Raw genomic sequence first — 16,067 nt, forward strand, 5'->3', positions numbered from 1 at the left:
GCCGGGGCGGCGGATGGTGTCGGCGCCGACCTGGGTGTCGTATTGTTCCCAGACCCAACCCTTGTGGGCGTGGTTGGGGCTGCCGATCAGCGCCTTCAGCGCCGCGATCGGGCCGATGGCGGGCAGGGCGGGCATCTCGGCCGCGGCGGGCGTTTCCACCCAGGGGCGGTCGTATTCCGGCGCGCTGGAGGAAAGCTTGGACAGCGGCAGGTCGGCCTTGACCTCGTTGCCGTGGACGATCAGGAAACGGTCCTCGGCGATGGTCTCGCCGACGATGGCGAAGTCCAGGTCCCATTTCTCGAAGATCGCCCGCGCCTCGGCCTCCTTCTCGGGCTTCAGCACCATGAGCATGCGTTCCTGCGACTCGGACAGCATCATCTCATAGGCGGTCATGGCGGTTTCGCGCTGCGGCACGGCGTCGAGCACCAGCTTGATGCCCAGGCCCCCCTTGTCGCCCATCTCGACCGCCGAGCAGGTCAGCCCGGCCGCGCCCATGTCCTGGATCGAGATCACGCTGTCGGTCTGCATCAGCTCCAGGCAGGCTTCCAGCAGGCATTTCTCGGTAAAGGGGTCGCCGACCTGCACGGTCGGGCGCTTTTCCTCGATGGTGTCGTCGAACTCGGCTGAGGCCATGGTGGCACCGCCGACGCCGTCGCGCCCGGTCTTGGCGCCCAGGTAGACCACCGGCATGCCCACGCCCGAGGCGGCGGAATAGAAGATCTTGTCGCTGTCGGCCAGGCCCGCGGCAAAGGCGTTCACCAGGCAGTTGCCGTCATAGCTGCGGTGAAAGCGCACCTCGCCGCCCACGTTCGGCACGCCGAAGGCATTGCCATAGGCGCCGATCCCCTCGACCACGCCCTTGACCAGATGCGCGGTCTTGGGATGCTCGGGCCGGCCGAAGGACAACGCGTCCATGGCGGCGATGGGGCGGGCGCCCATGGTGAAGACGTCGCGCAGGATGCCGCCGACGCCGGTCGCGGCGCCCTGGTGCGGTTCGATATAGCTGGGGTGGTTGTGGCTCTCCATCTTGAAGACCACGGCCTGGCCGTCGCCGATGTCCACGACGCCCGCGTTCTCGCCCGGACCGCAGATCACCTGCGGGCCGGTGGTCGGCAGGGTGCGCAGCCATTTCTTGGACGACTTGTAGGAGCAATGCTCGTTCCACATCGCCGAGAAGATGCCCAGTTCGGTGAAGCTCGGCTCGCGACCGATGATCTCGAGGATGCGCTGGTATTCGTCGGGCTTGAGCCCGTGCGCGGCGATCAGTTCCTCGGTGATCTGCGGTTCGTTCATGTCCTGGCGCCTTTCCCCCGGTTTTGCGGCCTTTTAAGCGGCGGCGAAGGGTTAGGAAAGGGGCCCGCGCGCGGGGCCGGGAAAAACCGCGGCCGGCGGGGCAAAAAAAAGCCGGGCATGAAGCCCGGCTCAAGTCCAACAGGGAGGTTGAAGGTGATGAGAGTTTCCTCAAACCATCGCCTTCGAGATCGGAAATATGTGCAGTCGGCGAACGGTTCAAGGATCATTTCCGCATTGCAGCACATGCCCGATATGCATTCTGCGAATGCCTCGGGCAAAGCCGTGCGGCATCTGCCCGTTTCGCGCTCATCCTGCGGACGGGTCGGCGGCCTGTTCCTCGGTCTGCTGGCGGCGCAGGGACTGGATCTCCTCCAGCACGAAATCGCGGAAGGCGGCGACGCGGCGCGAGGCGCGCAATTCCTCGGGGAAGGCCAGGAAGACCGGCACCTCGCCCGACTGGATGTCGGGCAACACGCGGGTCAGGCTGGGGAAATCCGACGACAGGTAATCCGGCAGGACGCCGATGCCGACATGGTTCAGCACGCCTTGCAGCACGCCGAAGTAATTGTTCACCATCAAGGTCGAGCTGATGTTGCGCGCCAGCAGCATTTGCGACAGCACCGCGCCCGAGCTGACCTGCGGCGTCTGCGGGTTCTGGCAGATCAGCCGGTGCGGCCCCAGATCCTCCAGCGTCTCGGGGGTGCCGGCCTTGGCCAGATATTCCGGCGTGGCATAAAGCCGCATGCGAATGTTCAGCAGCCGGCGGCGGATCAGATCCTGCTGGTTCGGCTCCTTCATGCGGATGGCCACGTCGGCCTCGCGCATGGGCAGGTCCAGCACGCGTTCTTCCAGCATCAGGTCGATCTTGAGATCGGGATAGCGGTCGTAAAGCTTGGCCAGCCGCGGCACCAGCCACATGGTGCCGAAGCCGGTGGTGGTCGTGACCTTGAGTTCGCCGAAGACGCTTTCCTCGCTGTCGCGGATGCGGGCGGCGGTGGTGTCGAGCTTGCGGACCATGGAAGAGGTCGCCTCGAACAGCAGTTCCCCCTGTTCGGTCAGGATCAGCCCGCGGGCATGGCGGTGAAAAAGGGTGGTGCCCAGCGAATCCTCCAGCGCGCGGATCTGGCGGCTGACGGCGGACTGGGACAGGTGCAAAACATCGCCCGCGTGGGTCAGGCTGCCCGCGTCGGCGACGGCGTGAAATATTCTTAACTTATCCCAGTCCATAACAGTGCTTTCTTGCGGCATCAGCCATGCAATCCGTGCAACCCTTATCACAGAAGGTTAGCGGAACAAGCCTGCAAAACGCCAAGAAAACCCTTTCTCGGACAGTGTTGCTTACCCACAATGCGCAGCGAATGGCCACCCGGCGAGCAGGGGCAGGCCAGGCCTGTGCAAATCCCGTCCGGGGTGCCGATTCGGGCCGGCGAAACGTCACGCGCTTTTGAACTGCACCGGGTGGTCGGGCGGGTGCCCCCGACCGGGCGCGGGACCGGGCCGCGCGACCTTCTGCCGCAAGGGCGGCCCGCCGCTGCCGCCCCTGCGCCCCGCCGGCAGGGGAATCGGCCGGGAAAACCCGTGCTGGGGCGGCCCCAAAGGCCTTGCCTCGCCGCACTCCCCGGCCCGGCGGCGGGGTGACATAAATCATGGCATTCCGGCGCGGCGCATCCTAAAAAAGGCCATTCGCGAGCAGGAGGCTAGTCATGGCGGTGGGCGTATTCGATTCGGGTCTGGGCGGGCTGACTGTTCTGGCCGCCATCGCCGCCCGGATGCCCGACCTGCCGCTGGTCTATCTGGGCGACAATGCCCATACCCCCTATGGCGTGCGGGACGCCGAGGACATCTTCGGCCTGACCTGCGCCGGGGTCGAGCGGCTTTGGGCCGAGGGCTGCGATCTGGTGATCCTGGCCTGCAACACCGCCTCGGCCGCCGCGCTCAAGCGCATGCAGGAAACCTGGCTGCCCGCGGACAAGCGCGTGCTGGGGGTCTTCGTGCCGATGATCGAGGCACTGACCGAGCGCGGCTGGGGCGACAATTCGCCCCCGCGCGAGGTGGCGGTGAAGCATGTGGCGCTGTTCGCCACGCCCGCCACCGTGGCAAGCCGCGCCTTCCAGCGCGAGCTGGCCTTTCGCGCCATCGGCGTCGATGTCGAGGCCCAGCCCTGCGGCGGCGTCGTCGACGCCATCGAGATGGGCGACGAGATCCTGGCCGAGGCGCTGGTGACATCCCATGTCGAGGCGCTGTTGCGCCGGATGCCGCATCCCGAGGCGGCGATCCTGGGCTGCACGCATTACCCGCTGGTGCAGGCCGCCTTCCAGAAGGCGCTGGGGCCGGGGGTCAAGGTCTATTCCCAGCCCGACCTGGTCGCCGAAAGCCTTGATGACTATCTTGAGCGCCATCCTGAAATGCTGGGCGCGGGCACCCGTTCGCGCTTCCTGACCACGGGCGATCCCGAGCGCGTCTCGGGCAAGGCCACGCAATTCCTCCGCCATCCGATCAGGTTCGAAAGCGCCTGAACAAGGAAAGCTTGCAACATGAAGTCATTGAAGAAAAGACGCCGGATCCAGATCCTGATAGCCGCCGCCGTGGCCCTTGTGCTGGCCGTCGGGCTGATCGGCTACGGGTTTCGCGACGGCATCAACCTTTACCGCTCGCCCAGCCAGATGACCGAGAACCCGCCCGAGGTGGGCGAGGTGTTCCGCCTGGGCGGCCTGGTCGAGGACGGCAGCCTGGTGCGCGGCGCCAGCGAGACGGTGACCTTCCGCGTGACCGACGGCGGCGCCACCATCCCGGTGCGCTTTACCGGCGTGCTGCCCGACCTGTTCTCGGAAGGCCAGGGCATGATCGGCACCGGGCGGATGGAGGGCGAGACCTTCGTCGCCTCGGAAATCCTGGCCAAGCACGACGAGAACTACATGCCGCGCGAAGTCATGGATTCGCTGAAGGAGCAGGGCGTCTACCAGGAGCCGAACTCCTGACGCAACGCGCGCCCGGTTAACGGCCGGTTAACCGGATTTCTCCAGCCTTGGTCCGCTTCAGGATTGGGGGCTGGACATGAAGACAGTAACGCAGATCGCGGCCGAGATCGTCGCGCGTGAGGGGGGCTACGTCAACGACCCCGACGATCCGGGCGGGGCGACGAAATTCGGCGTCACGCTGGCGACCCTGCAGCGGCTGGGGATCGACAGGACCGGCGACGGGCGGGTCGACGTGGCGGATGTCAGGGCGCTGACCCGCGCCGATGCCGAGCGCATCTTCGTCGAGCATTATTTCCGCCGCCCGCGCCTGGCGGAACTGCCGGTCTCGGTGCAGGCCTCGGTCTTCGACATGTATGTCAATGCCGGCGCCAATGCGGTGAAGATCCTGCAACGGCTGGCCACGCGCATGGGCTTTGCGGCCACGGACGACGGCGTGGTCGGGCCGCGCACCATCCAGGCTGCGCAGCAGGCCGATGCGGCGGCGCCGGGCTATTTCGCCGATGCCTACGGGATCGCGCGGCGCAACTATTACTACGCATTGGGCGATGCGCGCCCGGCCAGCCGCAAATACGCCCGCACCAGAACGGGGGGCAAGGGCGGCTGGATCCTGCGGGCCGAGGAGTTCATCTCGGCCAAGTATCACCTGACGGCGGCCGAGCATCGGGCGAGGGTGGCGAAATGGGGCTGATGGACCGTTTCCTGGGCGCCAGCGGCGCCGTCACCACCGTCGCCAATGCCGCGACCGGCGTGGCCGAGGTGTTCCGCGAGAACGCGACGCGGCGCATGGAACTGGACGAAGAGGCCTATGCCCGCGCCATCGCCCAGCTTTCCGGCGAGTTCGCCGCCCAGCCGTGTGGTTGGTTCGACGCGATGATGAACGGGCTGAACCGGCTGCCGCGGCCGCTGATGACGCTGGGGACGGTGGGGCTGTTCACCTATGCCATGGCCGATCCCGAGGGTTTCGGCCTGCGGATGGAGAGCCTGAACCTGGTGCCCGAGCCGCTCTGGTGGCTGCTGGGCGCCATCATCAGCTTCTATTTCGGCGCGCGAGAGGCGCATTACTTTCGCAGCCGGCCCATGCTGCCCGTCCCGCCGCGCAAGGCAGGCGCCGAGGACGCGCCGGCCGCATCCCAGGCGCCGCTGATGACGGCCGAGCCCTTCGAGGACAACCCGGCCCTGCGGGATTGGGCCGCGGCCGGCGCGGCGCGCTAGCGATGCTGTGACAATCTGGCAGGTGCGGGGGGCTGGTTTGCCGCCCGCACCGCGGCTATCCTGCGGCGCAGCCACCCCCGGAGGAAGCCCATGATCGCTGAACTTGGCCATTTTGCACTGATCCTGGCCTTTGTCGTGGCCCTGTTCCAGATGGTCGTGCCGATGATCGGTGCCAGCAAGGGCTGGAGCGGCTGGATCGACTCCGCCCGCCCTGCCGCGCTGGCGCAGTTCGGGCTGGTCGGCATTTCCTTCGCGGCGCTGACCATGGCCTTCGTGACCTCGGATTTCTCGGTCGCGCTGGTCTACCAGAACTCGCACACCGCCAAGCCGATGATCTACAAGATCAGCGGCGTCTGGGGCAACCACGAGGGCTCGATGCTGCTGTGGGTGCTGATCGTGGCGCTGTTCGGCGCCATGGCGGCCGTCTTCGACGCCAACCTGCCGCCCAAGCTGCGGGCGCGGGTGCTGTCGGTGCAGGCCTCGATCGGCGCGGCCTTCCTGGCCTTCACCCTGTTCACCTCGAACCCCTTCCTGCGCATGGAAAGCCCGCCCTTCGACGGGCGCGACCTGAACCCGCTGCTGCAGGATCCGGGCCTCGCCTTCCATCCGCCCTTCCTTTACCTCGGCTATGTCGGGCTCAGCATGGCCTTCAGCTTCGCCGTCGCCGCGCTGATCGAGGGGCGGGTCGATGCCGCCTGGGCGCGCTGGGTCAGGCCCTGGACGCTGGCGGCCTGGGTGTTCCTGACCATCGGCATCGCGCTGGGATCCTGGTGGGCCTATTACGAGCTGGGCTGGGGCGGCTTCTGGTTCTGGGATCCGGTGGAAAACGCCAGCTTCATGCCCTGGCTGATCGCCGCCGCGCTGCTGCATTCCGCCATCGTGGTGGAAAAGCGCGAGGTGCTGAAAAGCTGGACCATCCTGCTGGCGATCATGGCCTTCGGCTTTTCGCTGATCGGCACCTTCATCGTGCGCTCGGGCGTCATCACCTCGGTCCACAGCTTCGCCAGCGATCCGCAGCGCGGCGTGTTCATCCTGGCGATCCTGGCCTTCTTCGTCGGCGGTGCGCTGCTGCTTTACACCTTCCGCGCCGCCTCGATGCAGGCGCGGGGCGCCTTCGCCCCGGTCTCGCGCGAGGGGGCGCTGGTCCTGAACAACATCCTGCTGGCGGTCTCGACCTTCGTGGTCTTCATCGGCACGGTCTGGCCGCTGGTGGCCGAGATGCTGTGGGACCGCAGGCTGTCGGTCGGCGCGCCCTTCTTCGAACAGGCCTTCACGCCCTTCATGGTGGCGCTGGCGATCATCCTGCCGGTCGGCGCCATCCTGCCGTGGAAGCGCGGCAGGCTGAAGCGCGCGCTTTACCCGCTGCGCGGCGCGCTGGTCTTTGCCGGGGCGGTGATGGCGCTGGTCTTTGCCGTCTCGACCGGCCATTCGGCGCTGGCGGTGATCGGCGCGGGCCTGGGCGCCTGGCTGGTCGCGGGCGCGGCCGCCGACCTGTGGCTGCGCACCGGCAATTCCGGCCTTGCGCGCCTGCGCCGGCTGCCGCGCGCCGATTGGGGCAAGGCCGTGGCCCATTCCGGGCTGGGCGTCACCTTCATCGGCATCAGCCTGCTGATGGCCTGGCAGGTCGAGGACATCCGCGTGGCCCGGATCGGCGAGACCTTCACCGTCGCCGGCTACGACATCACCCTGGACAGCGTCGAAGAGCGTCCGGGCCCCAACTACAACTCGATCATCGCCGCGATGAGCGTCGATCGCGACGGGCGACAGGTCGCACTGCTGCATCCCGAAAAGCGGGTCTATCCGGTGCAATCCATGCCCACGACCGAGGCGGCGATCCAGAACGGGCTGTTCCGTGACCTCTACCTGGTCATCGGCGACGAGCAGCAGGACGGCGGCTGGGCGGTGCGGGTCTATATCAAGCCCTTCGCCAGCTGGATCTGGCTGGGCTCGGCGCTGATGGCGCTTGGCGGCTTCATCAGCCTGTCGGACCGGCGCTATCGCGTCGCTGCCGGCGCCCGCCATGCCCGCGTCGCGCCCCAGCCGGCGGAGTAGCCCATGCGCGCCCTGATCCTGTGCCTGTCGCTGCTGCTTGCGCTGCCCGCCCTGGCCGTCCAGCCGGACGAGGTGCTGTCCGACCCGGCGCTGGAGGCGCGGGCGCGCGAGATCTCCAAGACCCTGCGCTGCCCGGTCTGCCAGGGCGAGACCATCGACGAATCGAATGCCGCCATCAGCCGCGACCTGCGGCTTTACCTGCGCGAGCGCCTGGTCGCCGGCGACAGCGACAGCGAGGCGGTGCAGGCCATCGCCGACCGTTTCGGCGAATATGTCCTGTTCGAGCCGCCGGCGCGTGGGGCGAACTGGCTGCTTTACCTGGCCGGGCCGGTCATGGCGCTGCTGGCGCTGCTGGTGGGCTGGCGCTTCATCCGCTCGCGCGGCCTGGCCGAGGAAGGGCCGGCCAAGCTCAGCGACGAGGAAAAGGCCCGGCTGGAGCGGATCCTGCGCGACTGACGCAGGGTCGGGGCTTTCCCGCCGCGCCCCGCCCCGGCAGGATGGCCGAAACCGGGGGAGGGGCAGGATGAGCTTTCAGACCATCGAATTCACGCATCGAGACGGCATCGCAAGGCTGGCGCTGAACCGGCCCGACGTGGTCAACGCGCTCAACCGCGCCATGCGGGCCGAGATCGTCGCGGCGCTGACGGACCTGCCGCCGGGCACGCGCTGCGTGGTGCTGACCGGGAACGGGCGCGGCTTCTGCTCGGGCCAGGATCTGACCGATGCCACCGGCGGGTTCGACGTGGAAACCATCCTGCGCGAGGAATACGAGCCGATGCTGGCCGCCATCTCGGACGCGCCGGTGCCGGTGATCGCCGCGGTGAACGGCATCGCGGCGGGGGCGGGGGCCAACCTGGCGCTGGCCGCCGATGTGGTCATCGCCGCGGAAAGCGCCAGTTTCGTGCAGGCGTTCAGCCGGATCGGCCTGATCCCGGATGCGGGCGGGACGTTCATCGTGCCGCGCTCGGTCGGGGTGCCGCGCGCCATGGGGATGATGCTGTTCGCCGACCGCATCCCGGCGGCGAAGGCGGCGGAATGGGGGCTGATCTGGGAAGCGGTGCCGGATGCCGAGTTCGAAACCGTGGTGGCCGCGCGGGCCCAAGCCCTGGCCCAGGGGCCGACCGCGGCCTTCCTGGCGATCCGGCAGGCCCTGCGCGCCTCGGGCGGCAACGACATGGCCGGGCAGTTGCGGCTGGAGGCCAGGCTGCAAGGCGACATGGCCCGCACCGCGGATTTCGCCGAGGGCGTCGCGGCCTTCCTGGAAAAGCGCGCGCCCCGCTTCAACGGGCGCTGAATCGGGGGGCTGAGCCCGCCTAGCCGATGCGCTTGAAGCGCGGCACCGCCAGGCGGTTGTCGAAGAAGGGCACCGTCGGCGGCGGGGCCAGCGGCCCGTCGCCGGCCCCGGCCAGCAGGCTTGCCACCTCGGCCAGAACCACCTCGGTGATGAAGGGCAGGTCCAGCGCCCGCGCCTCGGGCAGGGGCACCCAATGCAGGTGCGAAAGCTCGTCGCAGGCGGCGCTGAAATCGTGGCGGTCGCCGTGCAGCCGCTCGGCGTCCAGCAGCAGGAAGCGCGCGTCGAAGCGGCGGGGCCGGCCGGGCGGGGTGATGGCGCGGAACATGTAGATCAGCGCCGAGGCATCCGGCGCCAGCCCGGCGCCGGCGTAATGGTCCCAGCCCTCGGGTGCGGGGCCGGGGGGGCCGGTCAGCAAGCCGGTTTCCTCGGCCAGTTCGCGCAGGGCGGCGGCGGCCAGCGCCAGGGGCGTGACCTGCGATCCGTTGCGCGGCTCGGCCGCCAGCAGCGCCGAGGTCCGGGGCGGCAGTTCGCCGGCCAGGCGCACCTGCGCATCGCCCGCATCCACCGCGCCGCCGGGAAAGACGTATTTCGAAGGCATGAACACGGCCGAAGCCCCGCGCTGCCCCATCAGCACCGAAGGCCCGCCCTGGGCGTTGCGGTCCAGCACGATGACGGTGGCGGCATCGCGGATCGGCTGCTCGGCGGCGTCGCGCGTCGGGGCGGGGGTTCCGGCCATGGTGCTCACGACGCGGCGGCCTCGATCGCGGCAGGCTCGATCGAGGCGGGCTCGGCGCCGAAGCCATGCATCCGGCGCGCCCATTGGAAGCCGATCATCCCGCCCTTGATCCGCGGCAGCAGCAGCAGCGACAGCACCACCGCGCCCAGGCCGAAGCCGATCAGCATGGCCATGGCCGAGGGGCGATACATCATGAAGATCGCCAGCAGCAGCGGCGCACCCAGATGCGAGACCAGCAGGATGGTCAGATAGGCCGGGCCGTCGTCGGCGCGCTGGTGGTGCAGTTCCTCGTGGCAATGCGGGCAGGTGGGGCTGACCGACAGATAGCCCCGAAACAGCCGGCCCTGCCCGCAAGAGGGGCAGCGCCCAAGCGCGCCGCGCAGCATGGCCGGCTTGACGGGACGTTCGGGCAGGGCGGTGTCGGAATAGGCATGAGGCATGGGCGCGTTCCTTTCCTGTTCCGCCTTTATCTAGGGGATGCGGCCCATAAAGAAAAGCGCGCCGTAAGTCGGGAATTGCCGCGACAAAGGGACGCAGTGGCAATCAGGCCGCAATTCCGGGCGCGGCCATGACGATTCGATTGCGCCCCGCGGACTTGGCATTGAGCAGCGCGCGGTCGGCGCTGGCCAGCAGCGCCTCGGGGTCCAGCGGCAGCAGATGCGGGGCGCCCTGGCCGGTGGCCACGCCGACCGAGATGGTGACGCCCAGCTCGGCGTTCTGGCAACCCTGCGGCAGGGCGACCGGCGCGGCCATCACCGCGCGGCGCAGATCCTCGGCCACGCGGCGGGCGGCGCGGGCCGGGCAATCGGGCAGGACGGCCAGAAACTCCTCGCCGCCGAAACGGGCGAGCAGCGCGCCCTCGGGCAGGGTGGCGGCCAGGCGGGCGGCGATCTCGGCCAGCACGGCGTCGCCGGCCGGATGGCCGTGGACGTCGTTCACCTGCTTGAAACGGTCCAGGTCCAGCAGCATCACCGCCAGGTCACCCTGGCGCTCCTGCATCTCGGCCGCCAGTTCGCCTAGGCGAGGCAGGGCAAAGCGGCGGTTGTGCAGCCCGGTCAGCGGATCGGTCATCGCCCAGCGCATGTTGCGCTGGGTCTCGTGCCGGCGGCGGTCGGCCTCGTGCTTGCGGGCCAGCTGGGCCTGCAGGCGCATCGCCGTCTCGGGCGCCGCATCGGGGCGGGCCAGATACCAGGGCAGCACGTCGCCGGCGCCAAGATCCAGCGCCACCGGCATCATCTCGGCCCGTTCGGGGCGCAGCGCCACCACCACCGCCGCCTCGCGCGAGCGTGGGCGCGAGCGCAGTTCCGACAGCAGCCGCAGCCCGTCGCCGGGTTGCTGGATGTCGGCGGCGATCAGGTAGAGATCGGCGACCCGGCTGGATGCCGCCTCGGCCAGCGCATGTTCGGGTTCGTGGACCGCGATGGCGAAATCCACCCGGTCGCGCAGGGCGTGTCGCCAGCCCAGCGCCGTGGCGGTCCGGTCGGCGACGAAGACCGCGCGCGGGCGGTTGTCCGCGGCAAAGCCCGCCGCCGCCTCGGCCATGCCGGGGGCGGGATGATCGAGCCCGCCGTATTCATGCCGCATCAGCCCGCGAATGCGCGCAAGCAGCGTCAACTCGTCGCTGCTTGCGTCGATCAGCGCCGCCGCGCCTGCCCGCAGCGCCGCCACCCGATCCGTGCCGCTGGCCTGGACCAGGACCGGCAGGTCGGCGGCCCAGGGCTGGGCGCGCAGCGCGCTGCACAGCGCGGCCCCGTCCATGTCGGGCAGGCTGGCGCCGACCAGCACGATCTGCGGATGGATCAGCCGCGCGATGCGCAGGGCCTCGGCCCCCGAGGTGGCGGTCGTGACCTCGTAGCAGGCCGAGGACAACCGCACCTTCATGGTGATGCGATTCGTCGGCACGCCGTCAACGACAAGAATGCGCCCTGCCATGGTTACGCCTGCTTTACACCCCGAGCCCAGAGCCGCATCTTGCGCGGCAATGGTTAACAAATCCTTTCCGGCCGCGAAGAAATTCGCGCCGGGCTTCACGAAAGCGAGAGCGGAATGACACGAAACGAGGCGCGCGACATTGCCGATGCGGGCTTTGCCCATATCGCCGGGGATGCGGAACTGGTGGGGGCGCTGCTGGCGCAATCGGGCAGCGACGTGACGGGGTTGCGCGCGATGGCGGCGCGGCCGGAGTTTTCCGTCTTCGTGCTGGATTTCCTGCTGGAACACGACCAGCGCGTGCTGGATTTCGCGCAGGCGGCGCAGATCGCGCCGCAGCGGGTGCAGCTGGCGCGCGCCGTGCTGGGCGGGGGCGACCCCTGGTAGGGGCCGCCCGAGGGCTCAGGCGACCTCGGCGAAGACCTTGTCGAGCGCCTTTTCCAGCTTCTCGAACATCTCGTCCATCTGCGGCTCGGTCAGGATGAAGGGCGGGCACAGCACGATGGACTGGCCCAGCGGCCGGCAGATCAGACCCAGGTCGGTGCAGGTGTTGGCGATGCGCTCGCTGACCGAGAGATTGGCGTCGAAGGGGGTCTTGGTCGGCTTGTCCCTGACCGCCTCCAGCGCCCACATGAAGCCGATGCCGCGGTATTCGCCGATGTTCGGGCGGTCGGCGATGCGCTTCAGCCCGGCCTCGAAGCGGGGGGCGAGGCGGCGCACGTTCTCGGCCAGCCCCTCGTTCATCACCACGTCGATGGCCTTCAGCGCGATGGCGCAGCCGACCGGGTGGCCCGAGGCGGTGAAGCCGTGCGGAAATTCCTCGATCGCCTCGACGGCGGCTTCCAGGCGCTTGCCGAGGTCGGGGCCGAGGATGACCGCGCCCATCGGGAAGAAGCCCGCCGTCAGGTTCTTGGACGAGATGATCGCATCGGGCATGAAGTCATAGGTCAGGCAGCCCCAGGTATTGCCGGTGCGCCCGAAGCCGCAGATCACCTCGTCCGAGATCATCGGGATGTCGTGCTTTTTCAGGATCGGCAGGATGGCCTGGAAATAGCCGCTTGCCGGCGGGATCACGCCGCCCGCGCCCATCACCGGCTCGGCGAAGAAGCCGGCGATGGTGTCGGCGCCCTCGCGCTCGATGGTGTCCTCGAGTTCGCGGGCCAGGCGGGCGACGAACTGTTCCTCGGTCTCGCCCTCCTCGCCATAGCGCCAGTAATGCGGGCAGGTCAGGTGGATGAAGCCGGGCAGCGGCAGGCCGAAGACCGAGTTGTAGGGCTTGCCGGTCATCGAGGCGGAAACCGCGGTCACGCCGTGATAGGCGTTCCAGCGTGTCAGGATCTTGCGCTTTTGCGGCTTGCCCTCGGCGGCATGCAGGAACCACAGCATCTTGACCATGGTGTCGTTCGCCTCGGAGCCGGAGTTGGTATAGAAGACCCGGCCGCTGTCGAAGGGCGAGACCTCGACCAGCTTTTCCGACAGCATCACCGTCTGGTCGGACATGCGGCCGAAAAAGGCGTGATAGCCGGGAAAGCGGTCGTATTGCGCCTTGGCGGCCTCGATCAGGCCCTTGTGGTCGAAGCCGGCGACCATGTTCCACAAGCCGGAATTGGCGTCGAGGTAGCGGCGGCCATGCACGTCGACGATATAGGGCCCCTCGCCATGGGTCACGACGACCGTGCCCCGCTGATGGACCGAGGGCATGTCGGTGAAGCCGTAGAGCGAATAGGTCTCGGCCCTGGCTTCCCAGCTTTGCGGTTGGTTCATGACGTCAGCCTCCATCTGCTTTGGCGGAAGGCTAGCCGGGCGCCGGGGGCGGTTCAATGGGGGCCGCGGCCAAGTGACGGATGGCGGGCGGCGGGACGGGCGAATTGCCGGGGCGGGCGGTGGAAATGCCGGCGCGGGGCGCGGCGGTTTGCGCTGGTTGGCGGCGTCGCATGGGTATTTGTGGAACGAAGAAATGCCTTGGCGTCGGTGCCTTGGTAGCTGCGGCGGGCGCGGGTCATCCCCCTTGCCTTGGGGAAAGGCGCAGGCGGATGCCGTCCTTGCCGCGCAGCGTCAGCCGCATCACCGGCACCGGGCGTTCGCGGGCCGGTTCCAGGCGATAGGCGCGCAGCAGCGCCGCGAGGATCAGCGGCCCCTCGATCATGGCGAAGCCGGCGCCGGGGCAGGCGCGGGGGCCGGCCGAGAAGGGGATGAAGGCCTCGCGCTGGCAGGTCTTGCCGTTTTCGGTTTCCCAGCGCGCGGGGTCGAAGCGGTCGGGGTCGTCCCAGAGCCGCTGGTGCCGGTGCAGGTGCCAGGGCGACAGCACCAGTTGCGCCCCTTTCGGTGCCTTGCGGTCGCGCAGGGCCTCGGGCCGGCGGCATTGCCGCACGGTCATCGCCACGGGCGGGTAGAGCCGCAGCGCCTCGCGGAAGACGGCGCGGGCCAGCGGCAGGTGGCGCATGGCGGCGAAATCGGGGGCGAGGTTCTGCCGCGCCTCTTCGGCCAGCCGGTCCTGCCAGTCGGGGCTTTCGGCGAGCAGGTAGAGCGCCCAGGCCAGGGCAGAGGCGCCGGTCTCGTGCCCTGCCAGGAAGAAGGTCGCGACCTCGTCGATCATCTCGGCCTCGGTGAAGGTGCGGCCGGTCTGCGGGTCGGGGGTGGTCATGATCTTGGTCGCAAGGTCCGGCGGCGCGGTGCCCGCGGCGATCTCGGTGGCGCGGGCCGCGACCAGCTGGCGGATCAGGGTGCGGATGCGGCTTGCGGTCCGGCGCACCCGGCGGCCGTGCAGCCGCGCCCAGCGGGGCAACGCCATCAGCCCGCCGAGGTTCACCATCGGCTGCGCCTCCTGATGCTCGCGGAAGGCCTGGAAGACCTGGGCGGCGGTCGCATCCTCGATCGGGATCGAGAACAGCGTGCGGAAGATCACGTCGGCGGCGATATGGCTGGTCTGCGGCTCGATGTCGATCTCGGCGCCGTCGGCCAGTGGCTGCAGGCGCGAGACGCCGGCCTGGGCCGCGTCCCACATCGCCGGGAAAGCCTCGCGCAGGCGGCCGCCCTCGAAGGCGGGGTCGATGATGCGGCGTTGGTGGAGCCAGGTCTCGCCATTCGAGATGAAGCTGGAATTGCCCAGCAGCGGCTGCAAGCCCGCGGCCATGCGCGGCGATTTCGGGAAATCCATCGGCCGCTTCTTCAGGATCAGATCGACCAGCGCCGGGTCGTTGCAGGTGAAGCTGTGGACGAAGGGGCCGCGGAACTCGGCCATCCAGGCGCGATAGAGCCGGTCGGATTGCGCCGACAGGATGTCGCGGCGGAAATCGCGGATGAAACGCCAGACCGAGGCTTTTCCCGGTCGGGCCGGCGGTTTGGGCGGGATCATGGCGCGCACCAGCGGTTGACGGCGCGCGCGATACGGCCCGGCGAATGGCTGCGCCCGGCGAAGCGCTGTCCCAGCGTCAGCGGCCCGGCGGTGATGGCGAAGTAATCGTAGTCGCCGGGCCGGTCGAAGGCGCAGAGATATTGGAAATGCAGCCGGAACCAGCGCCCGCGCAGCGCGCGCCGCTTTTGCGGGGAAAGCGTCTGGGTGAAGGCCGCCGACAGCACCAGCGGGTGGCGGCGGCCGGGCGGCTCGACGCCCGAGACCGCGACCGGATCGCACAGGCCGAAGCAGCAGGCGTCGCCCGGCGCGGTCACGTCGATCCAGTCGAGTTCCCCGCGCGCCGAGAGAAAGCGCAGGTCGGCGCGCAGCCGGTCCGCGCGCGGCAGGAAGGACGCCATGGGCACGACATGGCCCAGCGACAGGTAGGAAAGCCGCGGCCCCTGCGCGGGAACCCGGCCCGAGCGGATCAGCTCGGCCAGAACCGAGACGCCCAGATAGGCGCCGGAACTGTGGCCGACGACCAGCACCTCGTCCCAGTCGCCCGCCAGCACCTCGGCGATGCGGTCGGCGAAACGCGCCAGCCGCGCCTTGAGCGCCGGGGGATAGGCGCCGCGGTCCTGGGCGGTGAAGGCATAGTCGTGCATCAGATACCAGGCGAAGATCTTGCCGTCGATGCGCCGCCACAGGTGCAGCCCGGCCCAGGTCAGCGCCAGCGCGACGGGTCCGCCCAGCCACCAGCCGAACCCGGTCAGCCGTCCCAGCGCCCAGCCGAGCAGCGCCCCGGCCAGCGCCGAGGCCAGCAGTTGCGCCAGCAGCACCGCCACCGGGTAGAGCGCCGCGATGACGGGACCGCGGCGCAGCCGCATCAGCCGGAACAGCGCGCCCGAGCCGACATAGGCCCAGGCGGTGCGGAAAAGCTGGCCATAGGTCGCAAGAATGCCCTGGCCCATCGAGCCCTGCACGATGTCGGCCCAGACCAGCACCTCGAACTCGGCCTCGGCGGCGATGCCGGCGAAATCGCCGGTCACGCCCCAGCCGAAGCCCGTGCGGTCGCGGCGCGGGCCGAAGACCAGGCCGTAGCCCGAGATGCGCGCCTGTTCCGCCCCCTCGCGCCGGTAAAGCTCGCGATAGCGGCGGGGCGGGATCGGATCATAGCCCGGAATGTAGAGGACGCGGCGACGAAAGGGGCGGGTCATGGGAAATCAACTGCTTGCCCGC

At 69.2% G+C, this 16,067-nt stretch carries 16 protein-coding genes; 8 read left to right on the forward strand and 8 right to left on the reverse strand.

The window, feature by feature from the left end; translation table 11 throughout:
* A partial coding sequence (gene purL, locus IT40_RS14430; RefSeq protein WP_036756466.1) for a phosphoribosylformylglycinamidine synthase subunit PurL occupies positions 1-1,293 on the reverse strand: 1,293 nt, incomplete at its 3' end.
* Between the two features lie 306 nt (positions 1,294-1,599).
* Positions 1,600-2,520, reverse strand: a complete 921-nt coding sequence (locus IT40_RS14435) for a LysR family transcriptional regulator (protein WP_036756468.1) — start codon at positions 2,518-2,520, stop codon at positions 1,600-1,602.
* 476 nt (positions 2,521-2,996) lie between these two features.
* Between IT40_RS14435 and IT40_RS14440 the strand changes: the two genes are divergently transcribed.
* The 7 genes from IT40_RS14440 (at position 2,997) to IT40_RS14470 (ending at position 8,829) form a co-directional block, all read left to right on the forward strand.
* Complete coding sequence (locus IT40_RS14440; RefSeq protein ID WP_036756470.1) at positions 2,997-3,809, forward strand: glutamate racemase; 813 nt, start codon at positions 2,997-2,999, stop codon at positions 3,807-3,809.
* Positions 3,810-3,827: 18 nt separating this feature from the next.
* The gene (ccmE, locus tag IT40_RS14445; RefSeq protein WP_036756472.1) at positions 3,828-4,271 is read left to right on the forward strand and encodes a cytochrome c maturation protein CcmE; all 444 of its coding nucleotides are present in this window, start codon (positions 3,828-3,830) and stop codon (positions 4,269-4,271) included.
* 76 nt (positions 4,272-4,347) lie between these two features.
* Entirely contained in the window at positions 4,348-4,959 is a 612-nt protein-coding gene (locus IT40_RS14450; protein ID WP_036756474.1) for a holin-associated N-acetylmuramidase, read from the forward strand.
* Entirely contained in the window at positions 4,950-5,483 is a 534-nt protein-coding gene (locus IT40_RS14455; RefSeq protein WP_036756476.1) for a holin family protein, read from the forward strand. Before IT40_RS14450 ends, IT40_RS14455 begins: the two co-directional genes overlap by 10 nt.
* Positions 5,484-5,573: 90 nt before the next feature.
* The gene (locus IT40_RS14460) at positions 5,574-7,535 is read left to right on the forward strand and encodes a heme lyase CcmF/NrfE family subunit (protein ID WP_036756478.1); all 1,962 of its coding nucleotides are present in this window, start codon (positions 5,574-5,576) and stop codon (positions 7,533-7,535) included.
* Positions 7,536-7,538: 3 nt separating this feature from the next.
* The gene (locus IT40_RS14465) at positions 7,539-7,991 is read left to right on the forward strand and encodes a cytochrome c-type biogenesis protein (protein WP_036756481.1); all 453 of its coding nucleotides are present in this window, start codon (positions 7,539-7,541) and stop codon (positions 7,989-7,991) included.
* Between the two features lie 67 nt (positions 7,992-8,058).
* Complete coding sequence (locus IT40_RS14470) at positions 8,059-8,829, forward strand: enoyl-CoA hydratase-related protein (protein ID WP_036756483.1); 771 nt, start codon at positions 8,059-8,061, stop codon at positions 8,827-8,829.
* Between the two features lie 19 nt (positions 8,830-8,848).
* Here IT40_RS14470 and IT40_RS14475 read toward each other — a convergent pair whose 3' ends face one another.
* The 3 genes from IT40_RS14475 to IT40_RS14485 all read right to left on the reverse strand — a co-directional run bounded on the left by IT40_RS14475 (position 8,849) and on the right by IT40_RS14485 (position 11,497).
* Positions 8,849-9,565 (reverse strand): NUDIX hydrolase, encoded by a 717-nt coding sequence (locus IT40_RS14475; protein ID WP_036756485.1) that lies wholly within the window; start codon positions 9,563-9,565, stop codon positions 8,849-8,851.
* 5 nt (positions 9,566-9,570) lie between these two features.
* The gene (locus IT40_RS14480) at positions 9,571-10,005 is read right to left on the reverse strand and encodes a DUF983 domain-containing protein (RefSeq protein WP_036756488.1); all 435 of its coding nucleotides are present in this window, start codon (positions 10,003-10,005) and stop codon (positions 9,571-9,573) included.
* 103 nt (positions 10,006-10,108) lie between these two features.
* The gene (locus tag IT40_RS14485; protein WP_036756491.1) at positions 10,109-11,497 is read right to left on the reverse strand and encodes a diguanylate cyclase; all 1,389 of its coding nucleotides are present in this window, start codon (positions 11,495-11,497) and stop codon (positions 10,109-10,111) included.
* Between the two features lie 114 nt (positions 11,498-11,611).
* Between IT40_RS14485 and IT40_RS14490 the strand changes: the two genes are divergently transcribed.
* Entirely contained in the window at positions 11,612-11,881 is a 270-nt protein-coding gene (locus IT40_RS14490; protein WP_036756493.1) for a DUF3572 domain-containing protein, read from the forward strand.
* Between the two features lie 15 nt (positions 11,882-11,896).
* Here IT40_RS14490 and IT40_RS14495 read toward each other — a convergent pair whose 3' ends face one another.
* The 3 genes from IT40_RS14495 to IT40_RS14505 form a co-directional block, all read right to left on the reverse strand.
* On the reverse strand, positions 11,897-13,258 hold the full coding sequence (locus tag IT40_RS14495; RefSeq protein ID WP_036756611.1) for an aminotransferase: 1,362 nt from the start codon (positions 13,256-13,258) through the stop codon (positions 11,897-11,899).
* Positions 13,259-13,493: 235 nt separating this feature from the next.
* Positions 13,494-14,849: a cytochrome P450 gene (locus IT40_RS14500; RefSeq protein WP_036756613.1), complete on the reverse strand. Its 1,356-nt coding sequence runs from the start codon at positions 14,847-14,849 to the stop codon at positions 13,494-13,496.
* Positions 14,846-16,045: a hypothetical protein gene (locus IT40_RS14505; RefSeq protein ID WP_036756496.1), complete on the reverse strand. Its 1,200-nt coding sequence runs from the start codon at positions 16,043-16,045 to the stop codon at positions 14,846-14,848. The genes IT40_RS14500 and IT40_RS14505 overlap by 4 nt, the downstream gene beginning before the upstream one ends.
* Positions 16,046-16,067: the final 22 nt, after the last annotated feature.

It is taken from the genome of Paracoccus versutus, from assembly GCF_000763885.1.
Lineage (GTDB): Bacteria > Pseudomonadota > Alphaproteobacteria > Rhodobacterales > Rhodobacteraceae > Paracoccus > Paracoccus versutus.

Excerpts from the sequence above, each read along its gene's own strand:
- IT40_RS14435 (WP_036756468.1), bottom strand. The coding sequence starts at position 2,520 with ATGGACTGGGATAAGTTAAGAATATTTCACGCCGTCGCCGACGCGGGC.
- IT40_RS14440 (WP_036756470.1), top strand. The coding sequence starts at position 2,997 with ATGGCGGTGGGCGTATTCGATTCGGGTCTGGGCGGGCTGACTGTTCTG.
- ccmE (WP_036756472.1), top strand. The coding sequence starts at position 3,828 with ATGAAGTCATTGAAGAAAAGACGCCGGATCCAGATCCTGATAGCCGCC.
- IT40_RS14450 (WP_036756474.1), top strand. The coding sequence starts at position 4,348 with ATGAAGACAGTAACGCAGATCGCGGCCGAGATCGTCGCGCGTGAGGGG.
- IT40_RS14455 (WP_036756476.1), top strand. The coding sequence starts at position 4,950 with ATGGGGCTGATGGACCGTTTCCTGGGCGCCAGCGGCGCCGTCACCACC.
- IT40_RS14460 (WP_036756478.1), top strand. The coding sequence starts at position 5,574 with ATGATCGCTGAACTTGGCCATTTTGCACTGATCCTGGCCTTTGTCGTG.
- IT40_RS14465 (WP_036756481.1), top strand. The coding sequence starts at position 7,539 with ATGCGCGCCCTGATCCTGTGCCTGTCGCTGCTGCTTGCGCTGCCCGCC.
- IT40_RS14470 (WP_036756483.1), top strand. The coding sequence starts at position 8,059 with ATGAGCTTTCAGACCATCGAATTCACGCATCGAGACGGCATCGCAAGG.
- IT40_RS14475 (WP_036756485.1), bottom strand. The coding sequence starts at position 9,565 with ATGGCCGGAACCCCCGCCCCGACGCGCGACGCCGCCGAGCAGCCGATC.
- IT40_RS14480 (WP_036756488.1), bottom strand. The coding sequence starts at position 10,005 with ATGCCTCATGCCTATTCCGACACCGCCCTGCCCGAACGTCCCGTCAAG.
- IT40_RS14485 (WP_036756491.1), bottom strand. The coding sequence starts at position 11,497 with ATGGCAGGGCGCATTCTTGTCGTTGACGGCGTGCCGACGAATCGCATC.
- IT40_RS14490 (WP_036756493.1), top strand. The coding sequence starts at position 11,612 with ATGACACGAAACGAGGCGCGCGACATTGCCGATGCGGGCTTTGCCCAT.
- IT40_RS14495 (WP_036756611.1), bottom strand. The coding sequence starts at position 13,258 with ATGAACCAACCGCAAAGCTGGGAAGCCAGGGCCGAGACCTATTCGCTC.
- IT40_RS14500 (WP_036756613.1), bottom strand. The coding sequence starts at position 14,849 with ATGATCCCGCCCAAACCGCCGGCCCGACCGGGAAAAGCCTCGGTCTGG.
- IT40_RS14505 (WP_036756496.1), bottom strand. The coding sequence starts at position 16,045 with ATGACCCGCCCCTTTCGTCGCCGCGTCCTCTACATTCCGGGCTATGAT.